This window comes from Corallococcus macrosporus, from assembly GCF_017302985.1.
GTDB classification, from domain to species: Bacteria; Myxococcota; Myxococcia; order Myxococcales; family Myxococcaceae; genus Corallococcus; species Corallococcus macrosporus_A.
Map to the genome: position 1 here is coordinate 2,569,723 of NZ_JAFIMU010000007.1, position 22,198 is coordinate 2,591,920.

Consider the following 22,198-nt stretch of genomic DNA (forward strand, 5'->3'; position numbering starts at 1 on the left):
CGCTGAGGCGCAGGCCGCCAGGGATTCGAGGCTGCATCAGAATTCTGGAACGCACGCTGAAGAGGCCTCGCTCCAAAGGCGCGAAATCCCAATGAAGACTCCAGTGGTCCGCGCCTTGCTCTGGGCCTTCGCGCAGTCAAACCCGTGAAGGAGCCACGATGCGCTGGATGCGGATGCTGGGATGCTGTCTGACGGTGATGACCCTCGCGGCCTGTGGATCGAACGACGAGGGAGCGCAGGGGCGGTTGAAGCTCCAGGAGGGACAGTCCCTGGACCTGGCGCAGGAGTGCGGCGTGGACCTGCCGCAGTGTCCCGAGAACCTGTCCTGCCTCGTGATCAAGCTGGACGGTGTGTCGAAGGCCCGCTGTGTGGATGAGTCCAAGGTGTGCAGCGAGCTCGTGTCCTGCACGGGCGGCACCGAGTGCAACGTCCTGCTCTCGTATCCCGGCCAGGTCACCTGCTCCGGCACGTGCACCTCGGACTGCGACTCGTCCGTGTCCCACAGCCCGTGACGGCAGGAGACTCAGCGCGGCAATAGGTAGGTATTAATCGCGTAGGTCCAGATCTCCGTTGCGAGCTTGATTGCGGAGACCCCACGCTCGACCTCAATGGTGAATCCAGCACGGGTCACATTAAACGTGTGGCCTGTGGGTACAGCGGATGCGAACCGTTCTGTAATGGGGCCCCCTGAAGGTGCATTCATGCGAATGCTAGGGGGCCGCATAATTGAACCAGTCAAGTCTCTCTCTGGTGGCGAGGCAAGGAAGGTGATCTGCATTCTCCTGCCCTGGTTCTCGCCATGGATGCTGAAAAGTACAAAGGAAGAATGCGCCTGATGAAGGGCCGCCCACTGGTGCTCGGTCAAGGCCGACAAATGGGAAACCTTCAGGCTCGGCCTCCGGTCTTTGGGAAATCTGGCCTCTAGCTGCGTTGCAAAATCCATGAATGATTCGTGAAGGGCCCTGGCAGCTTCGTTCCAACGGGTGAGCTGAGACGACGTCGCGGCCCGTGTCTTTGCCAATTGGTCCGCGAGGTAATCAATCGCAGGCTCACGAACCTCAAGGACTTCACGGGATGCGCGCTCGTACTCCTCGAAGCTCTGGTCCAGCCGGTCGAGTGTCAGTTCCACCATCGCCGTGATGTCACCCGAGTGGGACGCATCAAGCGCCGTGTAGTAACGCGCTCGGTCCTCAACGAGTAGGACGATAGCCGGATAGTGCTCCCGCATCAGCAACAGGTTGGCGAGCAATCTCCCTGTCCGTCCGTTTCCATCCACGAACGGATGGATCGTTTCGAACCACGCATGCGCGATGGCGCAGACGACCACTGGGTGCTCGCTCTTGGCCCCAGCCAACCACTCTCCGAACGTCCGCATCTCCTCCGGCACCCGGACGGCTTCCGGAGGCACATGCTCCGTGCCACCGATCCGCACGTTGATGCGCCGATAGACACCGGCATTCTCCGGGTCGATTCCGCGCAGGACGATGCCGTGCATCTCACGAACGTCCCGTTCGCCCAGCACGGAGTCCTTGTTGGCCAGCGCCTCCACGAAGTCGAGCGCATGCGCGAGGTTCACCGCCTCGAAGTGGTCCTTGAGCGACTTGCCCGCGATGGTGATGCCGTCCTCCACCACCGCGCGGGTCTCCGGCAGGGTCAGCCGGTTCCCCTCGATCGCGTTCGAGTTGTACGTGTGGTGGATCCGGAACCAGTGCCGCAGGCTCTGCACCGCGGCAGGCGGCATCCGCGTGGCACGCAGCCGGCGCATCCGCTCGGTTGCCTGCCGCAGCCTGGGCTCGATGCTCTCGCTCCACCGGTACGGATACACGCCAACCACCTCCGCTCCCCACTGTAACGCCGTCGCCCCCTTTCACCTCGCAGGGGCGCACGGGGCCCTCTCGTGCACATTGCAATCCGGGCGTGAACCGCGCTCCCGCAACCCCTCGGAATGGCTGGGCCTGACCGGGGCCCGCTCCGGTACGGCGGATGCTCATGGGGGGAGCCCGATATGTGCGCTCCCGAAATCGCCTCCCGGCTGCTCCCCCTGCTGCTGACCCAGGCCTCCCCCGAGGCCCCGTCCGCGCTCTCCCGGCTTCAGGTCGAGGGCGGCGTCGATGCCTCCTTCGCCTACAACTTCAACCGCCCTCACAGCGGCGTGAACTTCCTGCCCGGCACCGGCACCACCGCCCGGCGGCACGATGAAGTGACCGTCAACCTGGCCTCGCTGGGCGTGAGCCTGGCGCCCGAACCCGTGGGCTTCCGAGTCCTGCTCGGCTTCGGCACCGGCATCGACGTCCTGCACCGCGCGGAGCCGGAGGCGGACGCCACCGGCCCGGACGTCTGGCGTTACGTGCAGCAGGCCTCGCTGTCCTTCGCGCACGGGCCCCTGACCCTGGAAGCGGGCATCTACCCCAGCCACATCGGCATGGAGTCCTTTCAATCGCAGCTCAACTGGACCTACACCCGCTCGTGGACGGGCGAGTACTCGCCCTATTACCAGACAGGCCTCAAGGGCACCTGGCGCTTCACGGACCACTGGAGCGCGCAGCTCCAGTTGCTCAATGGCTGGCAGACCATCGGTGACAACAACGGCGGCAAGGCCCTGGGCACCCAGGTCGCCTACGCGGACGACCGGTGGAGCGCGGCCTTCAACACCTTCGTGGGCAACGAGGGCTCCGGTGACGCCGGGGCCCTGCGCCTGTTCGCGGACACCGTCGTCACGGTGAAGGCCACCGGCACCGTGAGCATCGCCGCCACCGCGGACGTGGGCAGGCAGGCCCGCCCGGGCACCTCCGCCGCGCTCTGGTACGCGGCGGGCGCCAACGTGCGCGTCCAGCTCGCGGAGCCCGTGGCCATCACCGCGCGCGCGGAGGTGTACCGCGACCGAGACGGCCTGCTCAGCGGCACCGCGCAGACCCTGTCCGAAGGCACGCTCACCCTGGAAGTTCGGCCCGCGGATCACCTCGTCCTCAAGGCCGAGGCCCGCCACGACCGCTCCACCCGGAGCGTCTTCGACGGCCCGTCGCCACCCCTTCCACGCCAACACCAGACGCTGCTCGCCGTCGGCGCGGTCGCCACTTTCTGAACCCCGAAGCGGAGCCACCCCTCATGACCTTCGAATACGTCGCCGGCATCGCGCTCGCGGTGCTGCTGTCCGCCTATCTCGTCTACGCGCTGCTTCAGCCCGAGCGCTTCTGAGGACCCCGCCATGACCCTCATCGGCTGGTCGCAGACCCTGCTGTTCTTCGCCCTGGTGCTCGCGCTGACAAAGCCCGTGGGCGCGTACCTCTTCCGCGTCTTCGAAGCAGACACGCAGCCCCTACCCCGAGTGCTCGGCCCCGTCGAGCGCATCCTCCTGCGTCTGTGCGGCGTGAACCGCGAACAGGAGCAGACCTGGGGCCAGTACACCGTCGCCCTGCTCGCGTTCAGCCTGTTCAGCCTGCTGGGCGTCTACGCCCTCCAGCGCCTCCAGCACGTGCTCCCCTTCAACCCACAGGGACTGCCCGCCGTGGGTCCGGAGCTCGCCTTCAACACCGCCGCCAGCTTCGTGGCCAACACCAACTGGCAGTCGTACGCGGGCGAATCCACCATGAGCTACGCCACCCAGATGCTGGGCCTGACGTGGCAGAACTTCACGTCCGCCGCCACGGGCCTGGGCGTCGCGCTCGCGCTGGCACGCGGCCTCACCCGCCGGGCCGGCCCCGAAGGCCGCAAGACGCTGGGCAACTTCTGGGTGGACCTGGTGCGCGGCACGCTCTACGTGCTCCTGCCCCTGAGCTTCGTCGCGGCCCTGTTCTTCGTGTCGCAGGGCGTGCTCCAGAACCTCGCGCCGTACCCCGAGCACCTCACCGTGGAGGGCGTGAAGCAGACGCTCGCCTTCGGGCCGGTGGCCTCGCAGGAGGCCATCAAGATGCTGGGCACCAACGGCGGCGGCTTCTTCAACGCCAACAGCGCCCACCCCTTCGAGAACCCGACGCCGCTCACCAACCTGGTCCAATTGCTGCTCATCTTCGTGCTGCCCGCGGGCCTGACGTACACCTACGGCAAGATGACCGGCGACACGAAGCAGGGCTGGGCCCTCTTCGCCGCCATGTCCGTCCTCTTCCTCGTGGGCGCGGCGGCAAGCTACGCCGCCGAGTCCCAGCCCAACCCCGCGCTCGTCCCGTCGCAGGTCGCCCAGGCCGGGAACCTGGAGGGCAAGGAGACGCGCTTCGGCGTCGCGGCCTCCACGCTGTTCGCCACCGTCACCACGGACGCGTCGTGCGGCGCGGTCAATGCCATGCATGACAGCTTCACGCCGCTGGGCGGGCTGGTGCCGCTGGTCAACATGCAGCTGGGCGAGGTCATCTTCGGCGGCGTGGGCGCGGGCCTCTACGGCATCCTCGTGATGGCCGTCCTCGCCGTGTTCATCGCGGGCCTGATGGTGGGCCGCACCCCGGAGTTCCTCGGCAAGAAGGTCGAAGCGCGCGAGATGAAGCTCGCGATGCTGTATGTGCTCGTCTTCCCGCTGGTCATCCTGGGCCTGTCCGCGGTGGCGGCCGTGATTCCGCAGGGCACGTCGTCGCTCAACAACGCGGGCCCGCATGGCCTGTCGGAAATCCTCTACGCGTTCACCAGCGGCGTGGCCAACAACGGCAGCGCCTTCGCGGGCCTCAACGCCAACACGCCGTTCTGGAACCTCAGCCTGGGCGTGTCGATGCTCGCGGGCCGCTTCCTGATGATGGTGCCGGTGCTGGCGCTGGCGGGCTCGCTGGTGGGCAAGAAGGCCGTGGCTCCCGGGCCCGGCACCTTCCCCACGGAGGGCGTCCTCTTCACCGGTCTGCTCGTGAGCGTCGTCGTCATCGTGGGCGCGCTGACGTTCTTCCCCGTCCTGTCCCTGGGCCCCATCGTCGAGCACTTCCTCGGCGCGGCCGGAAAGGTGTACTGACCATGGCTCCCGCCTCCAAGCCGGCCTCCCTGCTGGATCCGGCGCTGCTCAAGCCCGCCGTCTGGGAGAGCCTCAAGAAGCTCCACCCGCGCGACGTGGCCCGCAACCCGGTGATGTTCGTGGTGTGGGCCGGCAGCCTCCTCACCACGGTGTTCGTCCTCAAGGACCTCGTGTCGCGCCAGCCGGACAGCGCACCCGCGTGGTTCACCGTGTCGGTGATGCTGTGGCTGTGGTTCACCGTCCTCTTCGCCAACTTCGCGGAGGCCGTGGCGGAAGGGCGAGGCAAGGCCCAGGCGAGCGCCCTGCGCCGCATGCGTCAGGACACCCAGGCCCGCCGCCTCCACGACGACGGCCGCGAGGAGCGCGTCGGCGCTCCCGCCCTGCGCAAGGGCGACCGCGTGGTGTGCGAGGCCGGCGACGTCATCCCTGGCGACGGCGAGGTGGTGGAGGGCATCGCCAGCGTGGACGAGTCCGCCGTCACCGGCGAGTCCGCCCCCGTCATCCGCGAGTCCGGCGGCGACCGCTCGGCCGTCACGGGCGGCACGAAGGTGCTCTCCGACCGCATCGTCGTCCGCATCAGCGTGGATCCGGGCGAGTCGTTCCTCGACCGGATGATTGGCCTGGTGGAGGGCGCGGCACGCAAGAAGACGCCCAACGAAATCGCCCTGCACATCCTGCTGGTGGGCCTCACGCTGGTGTTCCTGCTGGCATGCGTGACGCTGGTGCCCATGGCGCGCTACTCCGGGGTGCCGCTGTCCGGCACGGCGGTGGTGGCGCTGCTCGTGTGCCTCATCCCCACGACCATCGGCGGCCTCTTGAGCGCCATTGGCATCGCGGGCATGGACCGGCTCTTGCGCAAGAACGTGCTCGCGCTCAGCGGCCGCGCGGTGGAGGCGGCGGGGGACGTGGACACGCTGCTGCTCGACAAGACGGGCACCATCACCCTGGGCAACCGCATGGCCACGGAGCTGCTGCCCCTGCCGGGCGTGCGCGTGGAAGAGCTGGCGGAGGCCGCGCAGCTGGCGAGCCTCGCGGACGAGACGCCCGAGGGGCGCTCCGTCGTCGCGCTGGTCAAGGACACGTACAAGCTGCGCCCGCGCGAGCTGCGCGCGCATCAGGCCACCTTCGTCCCCTTCACCGCGCAGACGCGCATGAGCGGCTGTGACCTGAGCGACCCGCGGCCGCGCAGCATCCGCAAGGGCGCGGTGGACGCCATCGTGCGCCACGCGCAGGCGCAGGGAGGCGCCGTGCCGGAGGAGCTGACGCAGGTCGCGGGCCGCATCGGGGACGCGGGCGGCACGCCGCTCGCGGTGGCGGAGGGAGCGCGGGTGCTGGGCATCATCCACCTGAAGGACGTGGTGAAGGGCGGCATCAGGGAGCGCTTCGACCGCTTCCGCGCCATGGGCATCCGCACGGTGATGATCACCGGCGACAACCCGCGCACCGCGGCGGCCATCGCACGAGAAGCTGGCGTGGATGACTTCCTGGCGGAGGCGACTCCGGAGGCGAAGCTCGCGCTCATCCGAGCGGAGCAGGGCAAGGGCAAGCTCGTGGCCATGACGGGCGACGGCACCAACGACGCGCCCGCGCTGGCCCAGGCGGACGTGGGCGTGGCCATGAACACCGGCACCCAGGCCGCCAAGGAGGCCGGCAACATGGTGGACCTGGACTCCAACCCCACCAAGCTGCTGGAGGTGGTGGAGGTGGGCAAGCAGTTGCTCATGACACGCGGCACGCTGACGACGTTCTCCATCGCCAACGACGTCGCGAAGTACTTCGCCATCCTCCCGGCGCTGTTCATGGGCGTGTTCCCCCAGATCGCCCCGCTCAACGTGATGGGGCTGACGTCGCCGTTCAGCGCCATCCTGTCCGCCGTCATCTTCAACGCGCTCATCATCGTGGCGCTCATCCCGCTGGCGCTGAAGGGCGTGCGCTACCGCCCGCTGGGCGCGGCGGCCCTCCTGCGCCGCAGCCTGCTCCTCTACGGCGTGGGCGGCGTCATCGTGCCGTTCGTGGGCATCAAGGTCATCGACGTGCTGCTCACCACGGTGGGCCTCGCGTGAGCACGCAAGAAAGGAAGACACACACCATGGTCTCCGCGCTCCTCACCGCCCTGCGCGCCAGCGCCGTCACGCTGGCCCTCACGGGCGTGCTGTATCCCCTGGCCGTCACCGGCGTGGCGCAGGTGCTGTTCCCGCATGAGGCCAACGGGTCGCTCGTGAAGGACGACCGGGGCCGCGTGGTGGGCAGCGCGCTCATCGCCCAGGGCTTCACGCAGCCGGGCTACTTCCAGCCGCGCCCGTCCGCCGCCGGCACGGGCTGGGACGCGACGGCCTCCGGTGGCAGCAACCTGGGCCCCACGTCCCAGAAGCTCCGCGACCGCGCGGTGGCGGAGGCGGACCGGCTGCGCCGCGAGAACCCCGACGCCGAAGGCCCCGTCCCTGGCGAGCTGGTGACAGCCTCCGCGTCCGGGTTGGATCCGCAGGTGTCTCCGGAGGCCGCGCTGTGGCAGGTTCCCCGCGTGGCGCGGGCCCGGGGCGTGGACCCGGCGCGCGTGCGGGCGTTGGTGATGTCACAGGTGGAGGGCCGGACGTTCGGCGTGCTGGGCGAGCCCCGGGTGAACGTGCTGACGTTGAACCTCGCGATGGACCGGCAATTCGGCGGACCCGCTCCCACGGCTTCGCGTTGAGGAGGTGGCAGGCATGACGACGCGGCGCCCTCGCGCGGAGGACTTCCTGGAGCTGGTGGAGCGCGGCCGGCGCGGCCGGCTGAAGCTCTACATCGGCTTCGCGGCGGGCGTGGGCAAGACGTTCCGCATGCTGGAGGAGGCGCACGCGCTCAAGGCGCGCGGCGTGGACGTGGTGCTCGGCTTCGTCGAGACGCACGGCCGCGAGGAGACGGAGGCGCTGGTGGCGGGGCTGGAGCTCGTGCCCCGCCAGCGCGTCAGCTACCGAGACGTCACCGTGGAGGAGATGGACCTGGACGCCGTGCTCGCGCGAAGGCCCCAGGTGGCCATCGTGGACGAGCTGGCCCACACCAACCTCCCGGTGTGCCGCAACCGCAAGCGCTACCAGGACGTGCAGGAGCTGCTGGCCGCGGGCATCAACGTCATTGGCGCCTTCAACGTCCAGCACCTGGAGAGCCTCAACGACCTGGTGGAGCGCAACACCGGCGTCACCGTGCGCGAGACCCTGCCGGACAGCTTCCTCAAGACGGCGGATCAGGTGGTGAACCTGGACCTCGCGGTGGAGGACCTGCACGAACGGCTCAAGGCGGGGAAGATCTACGCGCCCGACAAGGTCCCGCACGCCCTGGAACGCTTCTTCACCGGTGACAACCTCTCCACCCTGCGCGAGCTGGCCCTTCGCGAGGTGGCGGAGAGCCTGGACCGCGCCACCGCGGGACGGCAGGCGCTCTTGGGCGAGGACGCGTCCCAGAAGGGCGGCGCGTGGGGCCGGGTGCTGGTGGCGCTCTCCAGCCATCCGCCGCGCGCGGCGACGCTGCTGCGCCGGGGCTCTCGCATGGCGGGCCGGCTCAACACGGACTGGTTCGTGGTGTACGTGGAGACGCCGCGCGAGGCGCCCCACCTCATCGACGCGGAGGCGCAGCGGCACCTGCTGACGAACATCGAGAAGGCGAAGGAGCTGGGCGCGGAGGTGGTGCGTTTGCGCTCGGGCGACCCCGTGGCGGCGCTGCTGGACTTCGCGCGTTCGCACGGCGTGGGGCACATCATCATCGGCCGCTCGAATCAGGCGAAGTGGCGCCAGCGGCTGGGGCTGACCGCGGACGCGCGCCTGCTGCGCGAAGGGGAGGGCTTCGACATCCACGTCGTGTCCTTCGAGTCCCACGAGGAGAAGCGCCCATGACGCTGCGCTCGCGGCTGCTGCTGGCCCAGGTGCCGCTGGTGCTGGCGCTGCTCTTCCTGGGGACCACGGCCGTCATCACCCTGGCGCGCGTGGGACGCTCCGGACAGCAGGTGCTGGAGGACAACTACCGCAGCGTCCTGGCCACCCAGCGCATCACGGAGCAACTGGAGCGCATGGACAGCGCGGCGCTCTTCATCATCGCGGGCGAGCGCGAGCGCGGCGTGGCCCAGCAGGCCGCGCAGCGCCAGCCGCTGGAGCAGGAGCTGGGCGTCCAGCAGCGCAACATCACGGAGCCCGGCGAGGCCGCGGCCACGCAGCGGCTGCGCACCGCGTGGACGAAGTACCGGGAGCAGTTCGACATCTTCCTCCAGGAGCGGGACCGGGAGTCCGCGCGCACGCGCTACTTCGAGTCGCTCGCGCCGGAGTTCCAGGAGGCGAAGGCGGCCGCGTCCTCCGTCCTGGCGCTGAACCAGGACGCGATGGTCCGCAAGAACGACCGGCTGCGCCAGCAGAGCGAGCGGGTGAACACGCTGATGGTGTTCGCGGTGGTGGCGGCGCTGGGCTTCGGCCTGTTCTTCACCACGTCGCTGGTGCAGCGAGCACTGCGTCCGGTGTCCGTGCTGTCACAGGCCGTGCGCCGCCTGGGGCAGGGCGATGGGGAGGCCCGGGCGGTGGTGGAGGGGCGGGATGAGATCGCCTCGCTCGCGCGCGACTTCAACACCATGGCGGAGCGGCTGGGGCAGTACCGCAAGAGCAGCCTGGGAGAGCTGCTCCAGGCGCAGGCGGTGTCGCAGGCGGCCATCGACAGCCTGCCCGACCCCGTGCTGGTGCTGGGCGCGGAGGGCGGGCTGCTCAACGTGAACGCCGCGGCGGAAGAGGTGCTGCGCCTGCGGCTGGACGAGGGCGGGGACGCGCTGGGCCGCGTGGAGCCGGAGGTGCGCGCCGTGCTGGAGCGCGTGCGAGCCCACGTCGTGGGCGGAAGGGGCGCGTACCAGCCGCGCGGCTACGAGGAGGCCGTGCGCGTGGAGGCCTCTCCGGAAGGCGTCCGGTGGCTGCTGCCAAGAGGCAGCCCGGTGCACGGCGAGACGGGGGACGTGGTGGGCGCCACGCTCATCCTCCAGGACGTGACGCGGCTGCGGCGCTTCGACGAATTGAAGAACGACCTGGTGGCCACGGTGGCGCACGAGTTCCGCACGCCGCTCACGTCGCTGCGCATGGCCATCCACCTGGTGGCGGAGGGCGTGGTGGGGCAGGTGACGGAGAAGCAGGCGGATCTGCTCTTCGCGGCGCGCGAGGACTGCGAGCGATTGCAGGTCATCGTGGACGACCTGCTGGACCTGTCGCGCATCCAGTCCGGGCAGCTCCAGTTGGACGTGCGGGAGGTGCGCACGGAGGAGCTGGTGGAGCACGCGCTGGCCGCGCAGCGCACGCTGGCGGAGGACCGGGGCGTGCGCCTGTCGCAATCCCTGTCACCGGACGTGGAGACGGTGCGAGTGGATCCGGACCGGCTGCACTTGGTGTTGAGCAACCTGGTGGGCAACGGCGTGAAGCACACGCCCCCGGAAGGAGAGGTGTCGGTGCGCGTGTCCCGCGAGGAGGCGCACGTGCGCTTCGAGGTGCGCGACACCGGCGAAGGCATCCCCGCCCAGGAGCAGGCGCGCATCTTCGAGAAGTTCTACCGCGCCCCGGGAGCCCCCGTGGGAGGCGCGGGCCTGGGCCTGTCCATCGCCCGCGACATCGTCCAGGCCCACGGCGGCGAGCTGGGCGTGGTGAGCACGCCCGGCCAGGGCAGCACCTTCTGGTTCACGCTGCCGCAGCCCGGGCAGGACTGAAGCGGCGTCACACCGGCGCGGACGTCTCCAATTGGCGCATCGCTTCGCGGCGTGCATCGGACGCGGAGCGGATGATTTCATCGCTGGACAGGCCGAACGCGCTCGAGTCCATTTTGCGCAGCCGGGGCAGCACCGCGCGCTCCTCCTCCGCCATGTGCTGCGCCACCACCGCCTCCAACTGGTGCACGGTGGCCTCGCGGCGGCGCGCGTCGTGGCGGACATGCAACAGGTCGGAGAGCAGTTGGGTCATCTCCCCGTGCTCCTCCACCGCGAAGTCGATGCTCGGCCCGTCGACGACGCCTCGCGCGACGGGATACACCCAGCGCTCCTCGATGGCGCTGTGCAGGGTGAGCGTTTCGGCCAGGCGCAGACAGAGCTGCGGCTTCTCGTCGTCCGGGGCGTGGCGCCAGGCTTCGAAGAGGGCCTCCGCGTCGCGGTGCTGCTGGATGAGCACGTCGATGAGGTTCATGACGAGCCACGGTCTTCACGCGCGCGCAGGGGCGCAATCCACTCGGGAGGGCGAGTGTTCCTGTCCGCCTCGGCCTCCAGTGCCAGGCCTGCATGCACTGGCGCACACCTGCGCGCGCGTCACGCCTCCGGCTTCGCGTCCGCTTCGTACTTCTTGCGCTTGCGCCACAGCGTGGACGCGTCGATGCCCAAGAGCCGCGCCGCCTCGTCCAGCGTCGGCACGGAGGCCATCACGCGCAGGATGTGCTCGCGCTCCACCTCCTCCAGCGTGTGCGGCCCGCCCAGGCTCACCCCCGGCCCCACCGCGGACGCGATGCGCTCCGGGAACGCCTGCGGCTCCACCACGCCGGACGCGCCCACGATGAGCGCCCGCTCCAGCGCGTTGCGCAATTCACGCACGTTGCCCGGCCACGCGTAGGCCCGCAGCATCGCCTCCGTGGCGGGCGACAGCTCCGGGGCCGGACGCTGCGCGGCCTTCGCGAAGAAGGCGACGAAGCGGCGTGCCAGCGGGATGAGGTCCTCCGGCCGCTCGCGCAGGGAGGGGAGCTTCACCTCCAGGACGTTCAACCGGTACATCAGGTCCTCGCGGAAGCGTCCCTCCGCCACGTCCTTCTCCAGGTCGCGGTGCGTGGCCGCCACCACGCGCACGTCCGCCTTGCGCGTGCGTGACTCGCCCAGCCGCTCGAACTGCTTCTCCTGGAGGAAGCGCAGCAACTGCGCCTGGAGCGACGGGCTCATCTCCGCCACTTCATCCAGGAAGAGCGTGCCCCCTTCCGCCTGCTCCACGCGCCCCGGCTGGTCCTTCACCGCGCCCGTGAAGGCGCCTCGCGCGTGGCCGAACAGCTCGCTCGCCAGTAACTGCTCGGACAGGGTGGGGCAGTTGATGGTGACGAAGGGCCGCTTGCGCCGCGCGCTCATGGAGTGCAGCGCCCGCGCGAGCACCCCCTTGCCCGTGCCGCTCTCCCCGCGCAGCAGCACCGCCGCGTCGGACGTGGCCGCGCGCGTGATGAAGCCGATGGCCGCGTGCATGGCCGGCGACGCCGTCTCCAGCGTGGCTTCCGGCACCGCCTGCGCCAGCTGTCCCTCCAGGTCCCCCAGGTGCGAGGACAGCTCGCGCTGCGCCTTCGCGCGCTCCAGCACGTGGCGGATCTGCGCGGGGGTGAAAGGCTTGGGCAGGTAGTCGCGCGCGCCGCGCTTCACCGCCTCCACGGCCGTGTCGAACGTCGCGTAGGCAGTGATGAGGATGACGTCCAATGCCGGTGACTCGGCGAGCAGGCGGGGCAGCAGCTCCAGGCCGGACGCGTTGCCCAGCCGCAGGTCGACGAACGCCAGGTCCGCCGGCCCCTGGGCGAGTGCGGCGAGCGCGGCCTCCGGTGTCGCGGCCTCGCGCACCTCACAGCCCAGGCCCTCCAGACACACGCGCAGGGTGTGGCGGATGTTTCGCTCGTCGTCCACCACGAGCACCCGCATGGGTCGCTCCGCCGCCTCTGCACTGGCACGCACTTCCATGGTCCCAGTCTAAGAGCATGCCGTGTGCCGGGCCCGTCTGTCGGATGCCGGGCGGCGCGAACGACGACAGGGCAGCGCATCCCGCACGGTGTGCCCCGGAAGGCGGTTGCAAGGTGCAACGCGGGACGGGCTGGTGTCTGCTGCGCACGAGGCCGTGCGGCTGGCACGCGCCATGGATGGAAGGGAGCCCATGCGCAACGAAGGGACGCCTCCGGATGAAGGGGGCGATGACAAGAACATCTTCGCGAAGGAGCTGGCCCCGCCGCCCAGCATCTGGCTGCGCAAGGGCACCTGGCTGGGGCTCGTCTTCGTGATGCTCGTGGGTGCCTTCGTCTGGCTCCAGGGCGGAGAGAACCGCGCGCTGGACGCCATGGCCCCCTCTCAGCGCGAGGCCCTCTTCACGGAGACCCGCGACGAGTTCCGCCTGCTGTGCCTGGCCGACGGCGGCGCCTCGCGCTGGCCCAAGAAGTGCGCCCGGCACGCGGAGTTCCTCACCCGCTTCTCCGAGTGCGACGCCGCCTGCCGCGCCGAGGTGACGCCCTTCCTCCCGCAGCCCACGCGCTGAGCGCGACGCGCTCCTTGTCACCGGCACCCTCCGTGAAGCCCGAGCACCGCGGGCGCGGACGGCGGGTTCGTCCACCCCCCCCGACCCGCACACCGCGTCGGGGCTGCCGGACGGCTGGAATGATCGCGCCTGGCTGCTCGCCAGGTCTCCCCGGCTGACGTGCGGCGTCCTCCGCCACGGGTCCCACCTGTCAGGATGAAGTGTCCCGCATGACCCTGCGGGGCAATGCCGACTCGTTTGCAGGATATTTCAAGGGACGCGGGCTTGAGTCGGGGGGAGAGGTGTTGTCTATCCTACGTGTCCCAGACAAGGCCTCGGCCGTCGGGGGGCCCGGTTGGGCCGCGGAAGGATGAGCGACAATGAGCTGGCGCAGCAGGCCCGGCGCGGATGCACGACCGCGCTTCATCGGGATGGGTGACGTGGGCCCGCGAGGGGGTGCGTGATGGCGTTGAGGCTCAAGCAGAAGATGATGGTGCTGCCGGTGGTGGCGGCGGTGTTCCTGGTGGCCATCGTGGCGGTGACGGTGGTGCTGGGCTCGCGCACGCGGAACGCCTCCGAGCGCATCGGCTCCAGCCTGGCGCCGTCGGTGAGTCAGGCGCAGACGTCGCGCGCGGGCTTCGCGGCCCTGCACCAGGACGTGGGCGACGCGGTGGCGCTGCACGCGGTGAAGCAGCAGACGCTGGACGCGCAGGTGACGGAGCTCAACAAGGGATTCGAGGCGCTGCGCGCGCTGCCGGACGTGGACGGTCCGAAGGTGCAGGCGCTGCAGGACGCCTTCACGCGCTACTGGCAGGAGGCGTCGCAGGTGGTGGCGCTGGCGGCCCGGAACGACACGAGCGCGGAGAACGCGCTCGGGAAGCTGGAGCCCGCGTACCGCGAGGTGCATTCCGGCCTGGAATCCATCACGGCGCAGCAGGAGGCGTCGCAGCGCGAGGCCTTCATGGAGGTGTCATCGCTGCACGGCACGACGCTGACGTGGGTGCTGGTGCTGTCGGTGGCGTGCATCCTGGCGCTCGCGGTGGCCACGGTGTGGCTCTTGCGCGAGGTGACGACGCCGCTGGCCCGGCTGACGGCGACGGCGACGCGCATCGTGCGGGAGGGCAACCTGTCGCTGGCCATCGACACCAGCGCGCAGGACGAGGTGGGCGAGCTGGCGCGCAGCATCCAGACGCTGATGACGCGGCTGGGCGCGGTGCCCAACACGCTGCACTCGGTGGTGACGGAGCTGACGGCGGCGGCGGCGCGGCTGAACGCGGCGAGCCACGAGCAGCTCAACTTCCTGACCAGCCAGTCGCGCAGCCTGACGGAGGCCAGCTCCACCATCGCGGAGATCGCCCAGACGTCCGGCATGGCGGCCAGCCGCGCGGAGATGGTGTTGAAGGTGGCGGCGCAGGCGGACGCGTACAGCGCGTCCGGTCAGGTGTCCATCGAGCGCAGCGCGGAGGGCTTGCAGCAGATCCGCGCGCGGGTGGGCGCGCTGGTGGGGAGCATCGGCGTGCTGTCCGAGCAGGCGGTGCACGCGGGTGAAATCATCGGCAGCGTGAAGGACCTGGCGGACCAGTCCAACGTGCTCGCGTTGAACGCGGCCATCGAGGCGGCGCGAGCGGGCGAGGAGGGCCGGGGCTTCGCGGTGGTGGCGAAGGAGATGCGGGCGCTCAGCAGCCAGTCGCTGCAGAGCACGCAGCGCATCGGGAAGATCCTCCTGGAGATCAACCAGGCCATCCGCGAGACGGTGGGCATCGCGGAAGGGGACAGCCAGAAGATGGAGGAGGGCATCGAGCAGGTGCTGGCCTCCGCGTCGACGCTGAAGGACATCACCCAGGTGGTGCAGGAGAGCAGCCAGGCGGCGCGGCAGATCGTCGCCTCGGTGACGCAGCAGAACGCGGGCATCACGCAGATGACGGAAGTGGTGACGCAGCTGTCGGAGATGATGAGCGACGTGGTGATGGCCACGAGCAACGCCGAGCAGGCGGTGGGGCAGATCAACACGTCCCTGGGAAAGCTCCAGGAGCTCTCCACCACCTTCCGCGTCTAGCCCTCCGCGAAGCCAGGTCAGCAGGGCCCACGGGCCGCTCCAGATGCACGGAGCGGCCCGTCGTGTTTCAGACGCCCTGACGTCACTCGCCCTGCATCAGGCCCGTGATGCGGCCGTCCGGGTGGACGGTGACGCGGCGGGCGGCGGGTTCGCGGGGGAGGCCCGGCATTGTGAGCAGCTCTCCCGTCAAGGCCACCAGGAAGCCAGCTCCCGCGGACAGGCGCACCTCTCGCACCGTCAGCGTGAAGCCCCGGGGCCGGCCCGTCTTCGTCGGGTCGTCTGACAGCGACAGGTGCGTCTTCGCCATGCACACCGGCAGCCCCGCGCCTCCCAGCGCCCGCGCCGTCTCCAGGTCCTTGCGCGCCCCCGGCGTGAAGGCCACGTCGTCCGCGCCGTACACCGTGCGCGCGATGGCGCGGATCTTCTCCTCCGGCGTCTGGTCCAGCTCGTAGAGGAAGCGCGGCTTCGGCGGCGCCGCGTCCGTCGCGTCCAGCATCGCCAGCACCGTGTCCGCCAGCTCCAGCGAACCCTCACCGCCCTTGCCGAAGCCCTCGCACACGGCGATGCCCACGTTGCGCGCCTTCGCGAACGCGCGCAGCTCGTCCAGCTCGCTCTCCGTGTCCTGCGGGAAGCGGTTCACGCACAGCACCGCCGGCAGGCCGAACGCCGTCACCGACTCCAGGTGCTTCTCCAGGTGGCTGAAGCCCTTGAGCAGCGCCTCGCGGTCCGGATCCGCCACCTTCGCCGCCGCCGCGCCGCCGTGGTGCTTGAGCGCCCTGAGCGTCACCACCAGCATCACGCCCCGGGGCCACACGCCCGCGCCGCGGCACTTGATGTCCAGGAACTTCTCCGCGCCCAGGTCGAAGCCGAAGCCGGCTTCCGTCACCACCTCGTCCGCGTACGCGAGCGCCATCCGCGTGCCCACCACCGACGAACACCCGTGCGCGATGTTGCCGAACGGCCCCGCGTGCACCAGCGCCGGCCCGCCCTCGCGCGTCTGCGCCAGGTTGGGCATCAGCGCGTCCTTGAGCAGCGCCACCATGGACGCCGCCGCGTTCACGTCGTTCGCTCGCACCGGCGAGCCATCCGCCGCCTGCGCCACGACGATGCGCCCCAGCCGCGCCTCCAGGTCCTTCAGGTTCTCCGACAGCGCCAGGATGGCCATGACCTCGCTGGCGGCCGTGATGTCGAAGGATGTCTCGCGCGGCACGCCGTGCGCCTTGCCGCCCAGCCCCACGATGACGTTGCGCAGGAACCGGTCGTTCATGTCCATCGCGCGGCGCCAGCGCACCCGCGTGCCCTCCAGCGCCACCGGGTGGCCGTAGTACACGGCGTTGTCCACCAGCGCGGACAGGAGGTTGTGCGCGCTGGTGATGGCGTGCAGGTCGCCGGTGAAGTGCAGGTTGATGTCCGCCGCCGGCTCCAGGCTCGCCTGCCCGCCGCCGGTGCCGCCGCCCTTCACGCCGAAGACGGGCCCCAGGGACGGCTCGCGCAGCGCCGCCACCGCCTTGCGGCCCCGCTTGCGCAGGCCCATGGCCAGCGCCACGGACATGGTCGTCTTGCCCTCGCCCGGGGGCGTGGGGTTGATGGCCGACACCAGGACCATGCGGCCCTGGCGCGAGCTGCGGCCCAGGGCGTCCAGCGACACCTTGGCGCGGTCGCGGCCCCAGGGGAGGACGTCTTCCGGCGCGAGACCCAGCTCGGCGCCGACTTCGGTGATGGGACGGAGCGTCATGGTGGGGCACTCTCCGCGCCATGCCGGACGAGGTCAACGCTCGCGGCACGGGGGGCAGGCAGGCGCCCGTCGCGCGGCGGTTCCCTGGGGGGAGGGCGGGTGGGAGGATGCAGGCGCAAGGCGGAGCTTCGGGTGCGCCATGGAATAGGCGGCCGGGAGCTGCGTCAGGGAGAGCATCATGAACCGCATTCTCGGCATCGCATCGGTGGGGTTGGCTTCGGTGGCGCTCGGGGTGGCCCTGTGGGGGCCTGGGAAGTCGGAGGCCCCTGTCACCCAGGACGCGCCCCGCGTGCAGGACTCGACGGCGGACGTCCGGGCGCTCCAGACGCGCGTGAAGGCCCTGGAGGAGACGGTGCAGCTCTTGTCCCGGCGGCTGATGGCCTTCGAGCAGGGCGGCGGCACGGCCTCGGCGGGCACGGGCGGTCCTCCGCCCGCGGGCCTGGAGGCGGAGGTCGCGAAGTTGCGCGAGGAGATGCGCGGCGTGCTGGTGGGCGAGGCGCTGAGCAACGACAGCGCGAAGCAGTCGCTGAAGGAGCTGATGCGCACGGTGCAGGACGAGCAGCGCACCGAGCAGCGCCAGCAGTGGCAGCAGCAGGTGGACCAGATGCGCACGCAGGCGGAGGCCGAGCGCTCCGAGCGCCTCAAGGCGTTCATCTCCAACGCGCGGCTCAACTACAGCCAGGAGCAGGCGCTGACGAAGGCCATCCAGGCCGAGGACGCCAAGCGCCAGGAGCTGACGGCGTCGATGGCGGGAGGCCGTCCGGGCCGTGACATGCGTCAGCAGATGCGCGACCTGCGCACGCAGACGGACACGGAGATGCAGAAGGTGCTCAGCGCGGAGCAGCTGACGCAGTACCAGGAGATGCGCCGCGAGGACATGGGCGGCGGGCGCGGTGGCGGTCCCCGAGGCGGCCCGATGGGCACCGGGGCCGGCTGGGAAGCGCGCGGCACGCCCGGGCAGTAGCGGCTTTCAGCCCAGGCGCAGGACGTCTTCGACATCGAAGGCGTCCGCCAGGGCCACCGAAGCGGTGCACAGCAGCACGGGGACCCGAGAGGACGCCGCGCGAGCGGATTGGACCCGGTTCCAGACGGCGTTCGAGGGAAGGTCGGTGTCCCGTTCCTCCAGGAAGAGGAACGGGGCGTCCGCGTCGAAGCCCTCCGCGGGCTGGACGCGGAAGCCGCGCAGGAAGCCATTCATCGTCCGCGAAGCACGGTCGATGAGCTCCCCCAGCCACGCCGCTTCGCTGTCACCCATGCGGACGGTGGGCCCGGGAGGGAAGGTGGAGAGGAAGGCCTCGTCGCGGAACGCGCCGGGTTCCACGAAGGGGACGCCGATACCCGCGGACAGGTCCAGGTCCTCGCGGACGACGCGCCAGCGTCCATCCGGGAAGCGCCGCAGCTCCACGGTGTACGTGTCGTCCTGGACGCCCAGCGCCAGCGAAACGGGACCCTCCACCGCGTCCAGCACCCGTGACTGCTGGAGCTGACCGTGTGCCAGGTCGCGTAGCAGCGTGAAGAAGACCACCAGGTCCCGAGTGGCCAAGCCTTCCTCATCCAGGAGCACCGTCAGCCCCCGGCGCCGAGGCACGACGTCGCGAAGCGACCGGAAGCCCGTGGCCTCGATGCGCGTGAACCGGAGGGACATGGGCGGCGAGCCTACGCCAGTGCGTAGAGATACGAACGCCGCGAAGCTCCTTCGAGAGCTCCGCGGCGTGCGCAAGACACAGGTGCTCCCGGCGGCTACTTGCCGAAGATGCCCCGGAGCTTCTTCTTCGCCTCTTCCTCGGCGCGCTGCTTCGCCTTCTCCTGCTCGGCGCGGGCCTGGTCCTCCAGCTTCTTCTTCTCCTCGTTGGCGCGCGCCTCCAGCTCCTGGCGCTTCGCCTCCGCTTCGGCCTTGGCCTTGTCCTGGCCTCCCGTGATGACGTCCTGCACGGCCTTGCCCTTCTCACCCAGCACGCCGCTCAGCGCCGCCCCTCCGGCCAGCTTCAGGATGGTCGTCGCCGCCGGCTTCACGTCGATGCCCGTCACCTCCGGGCTCCACGCCTTGCCGGTGATCTTCAGCCCCACCGGGATGGCCTCCGTCGGCGTCACCTTGCCCACCGTCAGCGTCTTGATGGTCGCCGGCGTCAGCGACACGCCGCCCGTCAAATCCAGCGTGCCGTTCAGCCCGATGCCGCCGTCGAAGCTCATCGCCGCCTCCGGCCGCGTCCAGGTGATGGGCTTGCTCAGCTGCGCCACGCCGTTCTTGATGGTCACGCTGAAGGGCAGGTCCCCACCCAGCGACGTCACGTCGCCGCTCTTGAGCGCCTTCGCGAAGGGAATCGCCTTGGCCAGCGGCCCCGTCACCGACGACACCAGGTCCTTGCCCAGGAACGTGCCCTCCAGCAGGTTGCCGTTGATGCCGCCCAGCAGCGTCTGCTGCAGCTTCTCCGGCGTGTAGCCCACGCCCTGCACGTCCACGTTGCCGTTGAACTTGCCCGTCAGCACCTGCTTCGGCGTGCGCGCCGCCAGCGCCTGCGCCACCTCCAGGCCCTGCACCTGCACCTTCGCCGTGAAGGGCCGGGCCTCCGGCGCGGGCCCCAGGCGGATGGTCGTCCCGTCCGCCACCACCTTGCCGCCGTAGATGCCCGAGGAGAACTTCTCCACCGTGATGAGGTCGTCCACCATCTTCACCACGCCCGTCACGTTGGACAGGTCCATCGCCGTGTAGCGCAGCGACGTGACGGCGAACTGGACGTCACCCCGGTAGCCGTTGAAGCGCGTGGGCTCCACCGGCGGCTCCGGAGGCGGCTTGCCGCCCGTGCGCGCCAGCACCTCCTCCTCGCTCATCAACAACTTCTCCGCATCCAGTCGCGCGGCCTTCACGTCCGCCTTGAACGTCGTCGTCGCCTTCTTGCCCGTGCCCGCCAGCGCCACCGTGGCGGTGCCCGTCACCGTGTCCTCCAGCGCGCCCAGGCTCATGCGGGTGACGTTCACCGTCATCCCGCTGCCCGTCTTCGCCGGCGCGTACGTGCCCGCCGCCGCGACCTCCAGCCGCTGCCCCGGCGCCTTGTTCACCAGCAGGCCCGGCCGCATGTCCACGCCGTTCAGGTCCGCCTTCGCGTCGAAGTGGAGCGCGCCGCCGCTCGCCGCCGCGCCCGTCACCTTCGCGTTCAGCTTCATCGCGCCGCCCGCGTCCTTCGACAGTTGATCCGGCACGCGCAGCCGCACCGGCGTCAGGTCCACCGCGATGTTGAGGGCCTGCGCCTCCTGCGTGCCGCTGCCGCGCACGTCCAGGCCAATGGGGCCGGCGATCATCCCGTTGAGCTGCTTGCGCAGGGGCGGGTAGTACTCGGCGATGACAGCGGGGTCCAGGTTGCGGCCCACCAGCTCGAAGCCCTCCACCGCGGGCTTGTCCGTGAGCAGCCCCTTCACCTTGCCCTTGCCCGTGATGGCCGCGGGGCCCAGGTCCAGCTTCAGCTTGTCCAGCGCCAGGTCACCCGTGGCCATGTCGCCCGTCACGTCCGTGTCGAGCACCACGTCCAGCGCCTTGCCGCCCTCCGAGCCCGCGAACTTCATCCCCAGCGCCTTGATGATGCCCACCACCTTCGTGGGCCCCTTGCCGCCGGGCACCGCGCCGCCCAGGTCCGCCTTCCAGTCCGCGTCCAGCGTGCCCGCCTGCAGCCCCACGTCCGGGGGCAGGAACGGCCCCAGCGGCGACAGGTCGATGTGCTCCGCCTTCAGCGTCACCTGCTCCGGCGTGGGGACGAGCGTCGCCGGCAGCGGCGCCGCCGCGAGCGTCATCTTGAGGTTCTGCTTCTCCGCGAGCACCGCGGCCGCCAGGTCCACCTTCAGGGGCTGGCCCACGCGCAGGTCCTTCACCTCGATGTCCAGGTCCTTCACCGCCAGCTCGCGCGCCTTGTCGCCGCTCGCGCGGTCCACGAAGCGGATGACGCCGTCGGTGAGCGCCGCGCGCTCCACGTGCACGCCCGACAGGTCGGTGGGCCGCGCCTCCTCCTCCGGCGTCTGTTCCTTGGGCTGCTGCGCGGCCAGCTTCTCCTGGAGCCGCTGCACGTTGGTGGTGCCGTCAGGCAGGCGGATGACGTTCACGGTGAGCCCGGACACCTCCGCGTTCTTCACGCGGATGTCCTGGCCCTTCGACGTGAGCAGCGGCATCGCCGCCACGCTCACCGTCACGTCCTTCACCTCCGCGAGCGCCAGCTCCTCGCCCTCGGCGGGGCCCACGGTGACGTTCTCAATCTTCGCGCCCACGTAGGGAAAGAGCTTGGTGGAGATGTCGCCAATCTCGATGGGGCGCCCCAGCTTCTGCGAGTACGTCGCGGCCTGGTCGCGCGCCGTCTTCAGCAGGATGGCGTCCAGGCGCCACAGCACCACCGCCACGATGGCAATCAGGAGGACGAGGATGCCTCCCAGCACATACGGCCAACGCCTCTTCTTCACAGCCGCCACGGTTCCTCCTCCGTCGGGAGAGCGGTCGAACGCTTAGCGCAGCGCCAAGGGGGCCGCACCTCCCATGCACACGGGGAGGTTGTAAGCGTGACGGTCAACGCCGGGGGAAAAGTCACGCTCCCGTCGACCCTTGCATCTAGGCACGATGGGGCCTCCCAGGAAGGGGTGGGGGAGCTTTCAGGGAATCATGGGATTGAAACGGCGTGCTACAGGTCGATGACCTCCGGCTCCGTCCCGGACCCGGGCGGTGCGTCCCCCTGGCCCTCCAGCAGGAAGCCCCAGGGCGCGTAGACGTTTCCGCCGGTGAAGGCGTCCACGTAGAGCACCACCGGCGTCTCCAGCCCGTCGTACGTCACCTCGAAGATGGACAGCCGGCCCTGGCCCTGAGCCTGGCCGTCCACCTGGGTGAACTCGCAGCAGTCCCCCATGCGGCGCCACGCCACCGGCTGTCCTTGCGGCCCGCGCAGCAGCCTGAAGTACGCCATCACGCCCTTGTCGCCCCAGCCCACGCGCACCGGGTTCTCCGGCCGGGTGCCGTACGTCAGCGGATCCGGCCGCTTCGGCATCAGGGGCTCGGTGCGGCGCATCACCTCCTGCATGGACGTGCCCGGGGAGGCGCACGCCGTCAGGAGCAGCACCGCGGCGGGGATGCATCGGAACAGGGACATCGGGACCTCCAGCTCGGCCTTGGAAACGCCGCAAGCTGGCGTCCCCTCCGGCCGCCGCGCATCCCCTCCACCCTGACGGACCGTCCTCCGGCGGACGCACCCCCCGGGCCAGCGCACACGCGCAAGGTCCCAGGGGGAAGGACGGCC

The 22,198-nt window shown here is 70.3% G+C and carries 18 protein-coding genes; 11 read left to right on the forward strand and 7 right to left on the reverse strand.

The genetic code is table 11. The features are described 5' to 3' along the window. Positions 1-167: 167 nt before the first annotated feature. Entirely contained in the window at positions 168-512 is a 345-nt protein-coding gene (locus JYK02_RS23005) for a hypothetical protein (RefSeq protein WP_242588854.1), read from the forward strand. Between the two features lie 11 nt (positions 513-523). On the opposite strand, the gene JYK02_RS23010 is transcribed toward JYK02_RS23005, so the two are convergent. Beyond that, positions 524-1,825 carry a Fic family protein gene (locus tag JYK02_RS23010; protein ID WP_207054040.1) on the reverse strand — a complete coding sequence of 434 codons (1,302 nt, stop codon included), beginning with the start codon at positions 1,823-1,825 and terminating at the stop codon, positions 524-526. A 180-nt stretch (positions 1,826-2,005) separates the two neighbouring features. Between JYK02_RS23010 and JYK02_RS23015 the strand changes: the two genes are divergently transcribed. Genes JYK02_RS23015 through JYK02_RS23045 form a run of 7 tightly spaced genes read left to right on the forward strand, consistent with a single transcriptional unit; the run spans position 2,006 to position 10,622 of the window. After that, positions 2,006-3,082 (forward strand): porin, encoded by a 1,077-nt coding sequence (locus JYK02_RS23015; RefSeq protein WP_207054041.1) that lies wholly within the window; start codon positions 2,006-2,008, stop codon positions 3,080-3,082. 23 nt (positions 3,083-3,105) lie between these two features. After that, positions 3,106-3,195, forward strand: a complete 90-nt coding sequence (gene kdpF, locus JYK02_RS23020; protein WP_207054042.1) for a K(+)-transporting ATPase subunit F — start codon at positions 3,106-3,108, stop codon at positions 3,193-3,195. A 10-nt stretch (positions 3,196-3,205) separates the two neighbouring features. After that, positions 3,206-4,924 (forward strand): potassium-transporting ATPase subunit KdpA, encoded by a 1,719-nt coding sequence (kdpA, locus tag JYK02_RS23025; RefSeq protein WP_207054043.1) that lies wholly within the window; start codon positions 3,206-3,208, stop codon positions 4,922-4,924. Positions 4,925-4,926: 2 nt separating this feature from the next. Further along, entirely contained in the window at positions 4,927-6,987 is a 2,061-nt protein-coding gene (kdpB, locus tag JYK02_RS23030; protein ID WP_242588855.1) for a potassium-transporting ATPase subunit KdpB, read from the forward strand. Between the two features lie 26 nt (positions 6,988-7,013). Continuing rightward, positions 7,014-7,613: a potassium-transporting ATPase subunit KdpC gene (gene kdpC, locus JYK02_RS23035; protein ID WP_207054044.1), complete on the forward strand. Its 600-nt coding sequence runs from the start codon at positions 7,014-7,016 to the stop codon at positions 7,611-7,613. A gap of 13 nt (positions 7,614-7,626) precedes the next feature. Beyond that, positions 7,627-8,790, forward strand: coding sequence for a sensor protein KdpD (locus JYK02_RS23040; protein WP_207054045.1), 1,164 nt, complete (start codon positions 7,627-7,629; stop codon positions 8,788-8,790). Next, positions 8,787-10,622, forward strand: a complete 1,836-nt coding sequence (locus tag JYK02_RS23045) for a HAMP domain-containing sensor histidine kinase (RefSeq protein ID WP_207054047.1) — start codon at positions 8,787-8,789, stop codon at positions 10,620-10,622. Before JYK02_RS23040 ends, JYK02_RS23045 begins: the two co-directional genes overlap by 4 nt. A 7-nt stretch (positions 10,623-10,629) precedes the next feature. Here the strand turns inward: JYK02_RS23045 and JYK02_RS23050 are convergent, their stop codons facing one another. Both JYK02_RS23050 and JYK02_RS23055 read right to left on the reverse strand, forming a co-directional pair. Then, positions 10,630-11,091: a hemerythrin domain-containing protein gene (locus JYK02_RS23050; protein WP_207054050.1), complete on the reverse strand. Its 462-nt coding sequence runs from the start codon at positions 11,089-11,091 to the stop codon at positions 10,630-10,632. 119 nt (positions 11,092-11,210) lie between these two features. After that, positions 11,211-12,560, reverse strand: coding sequence for a sigma-54-dependent transcriptional regulator (locus tag JYK02_RS23055; protein ID WP_207054052.1), 1,350 nt, complete (start codon positions 12,558-12,560; stop codon positions 11,211-11,213). Between the two features lie 229 nt (positions 12,561-12,789). Between JYK02_RS23055 and JYK02_RS23060 the strand changes: the two genes are divergently transcribed. After that, positions 12,790-13,164: a hypothetical protein gene (locus JYK02_RS23060; RefSeq protein ID WP_207054054.1), complete on the forward strand. Its 375-nt coding sequence runs from the start codon at positions 12,790-12,792 to the stop codon at positions 13,162-13,164. A 442-nt stretch (positions 13,165-13,606) separates the two neighbouring features. Beyond that, a complete protein-coding gene (locus JYK02_RS23065) occupies positions 13,607-15,199 on the forward strand; it encodes a methyl-accepting chemotaxis protein (RefSeq protein WP_207054055.1) in 1,593 nt (530 codons plus the stop codon). A gap of 82 nt (positions 15,200-15,281) precedes the next feature. Here JYK02_RS23065 and JYK02_RS23070 read toward each other — a convergent pair whose 3' ends face one another. Further along, positions 15,282-16,934 carry a formate--tetrahydrofolate ligase gene (locus JYK02_RS23070; protein WP_207054056.1) on the reverse strand — a complete coding sequence of 551 codons (1,653 nt, stop codon included), beginning with the start codon at positions 16,932-16,934 and terminating at the stop codon, positions 15,282-15,284. Positions 16,935-17,112: 178 nt separating this feature from the next. Here JYK02_RS23070 and JYK02_RS23075 point away from each other — a divergent pair, with 178 nt between their 5' ends. Then, complete coding sequence (locus tag JYK02_RS23075; RefSeq protein WP_207054057.1) at positions 17,113-17,898, forward strand: hypothetical protein; 786 nt, start codon at positions 17,113-17,115, stop codon at positions 17,896-17,898. 6 nt (positions 17,899-17,904) lie between these two features. Here JYK02_RS23075 and JYK02_RS23080 read toward each other — a convergent pair whose 3' ends face one another. From JYK02_RS23080 to JYK02_RS23090, 3 genes are all read right to left on the reverse strand, one after another. Continuing rightward, positions 17,905-18,579, reverse strand: coding sequence for a hypothetical protein (locus JYK02_RS23080; protein WP_207054058.1), 675 nt, complete (start codon positions 18,577-18,579; stop codon positions 17,905-17,907). Positions 18,580-18,674: 95 nt separating this feature from the next. Next, positions 18,675-21,383, reverse strand: coding sequence for an AsmA family protein (locus JYK02_RS23085; RefSeq protein WP_207054059.1), 2,709 nt, complete (start codon positions 21,381-21,383; stop codon positions 18,675-18,677). Between the two features lie 206 nt (positions 21,384-21,589). Then, entirely contained in the window at positions 21,590-22,051 is a 462-nt protein-coding gene (locus tag JYK02_RS23090) for a fibril protein (protein WP_207054060.1), read from the reverse strand. Positions 22,052-22,198 lie beyond the last annotated feature (147 nt).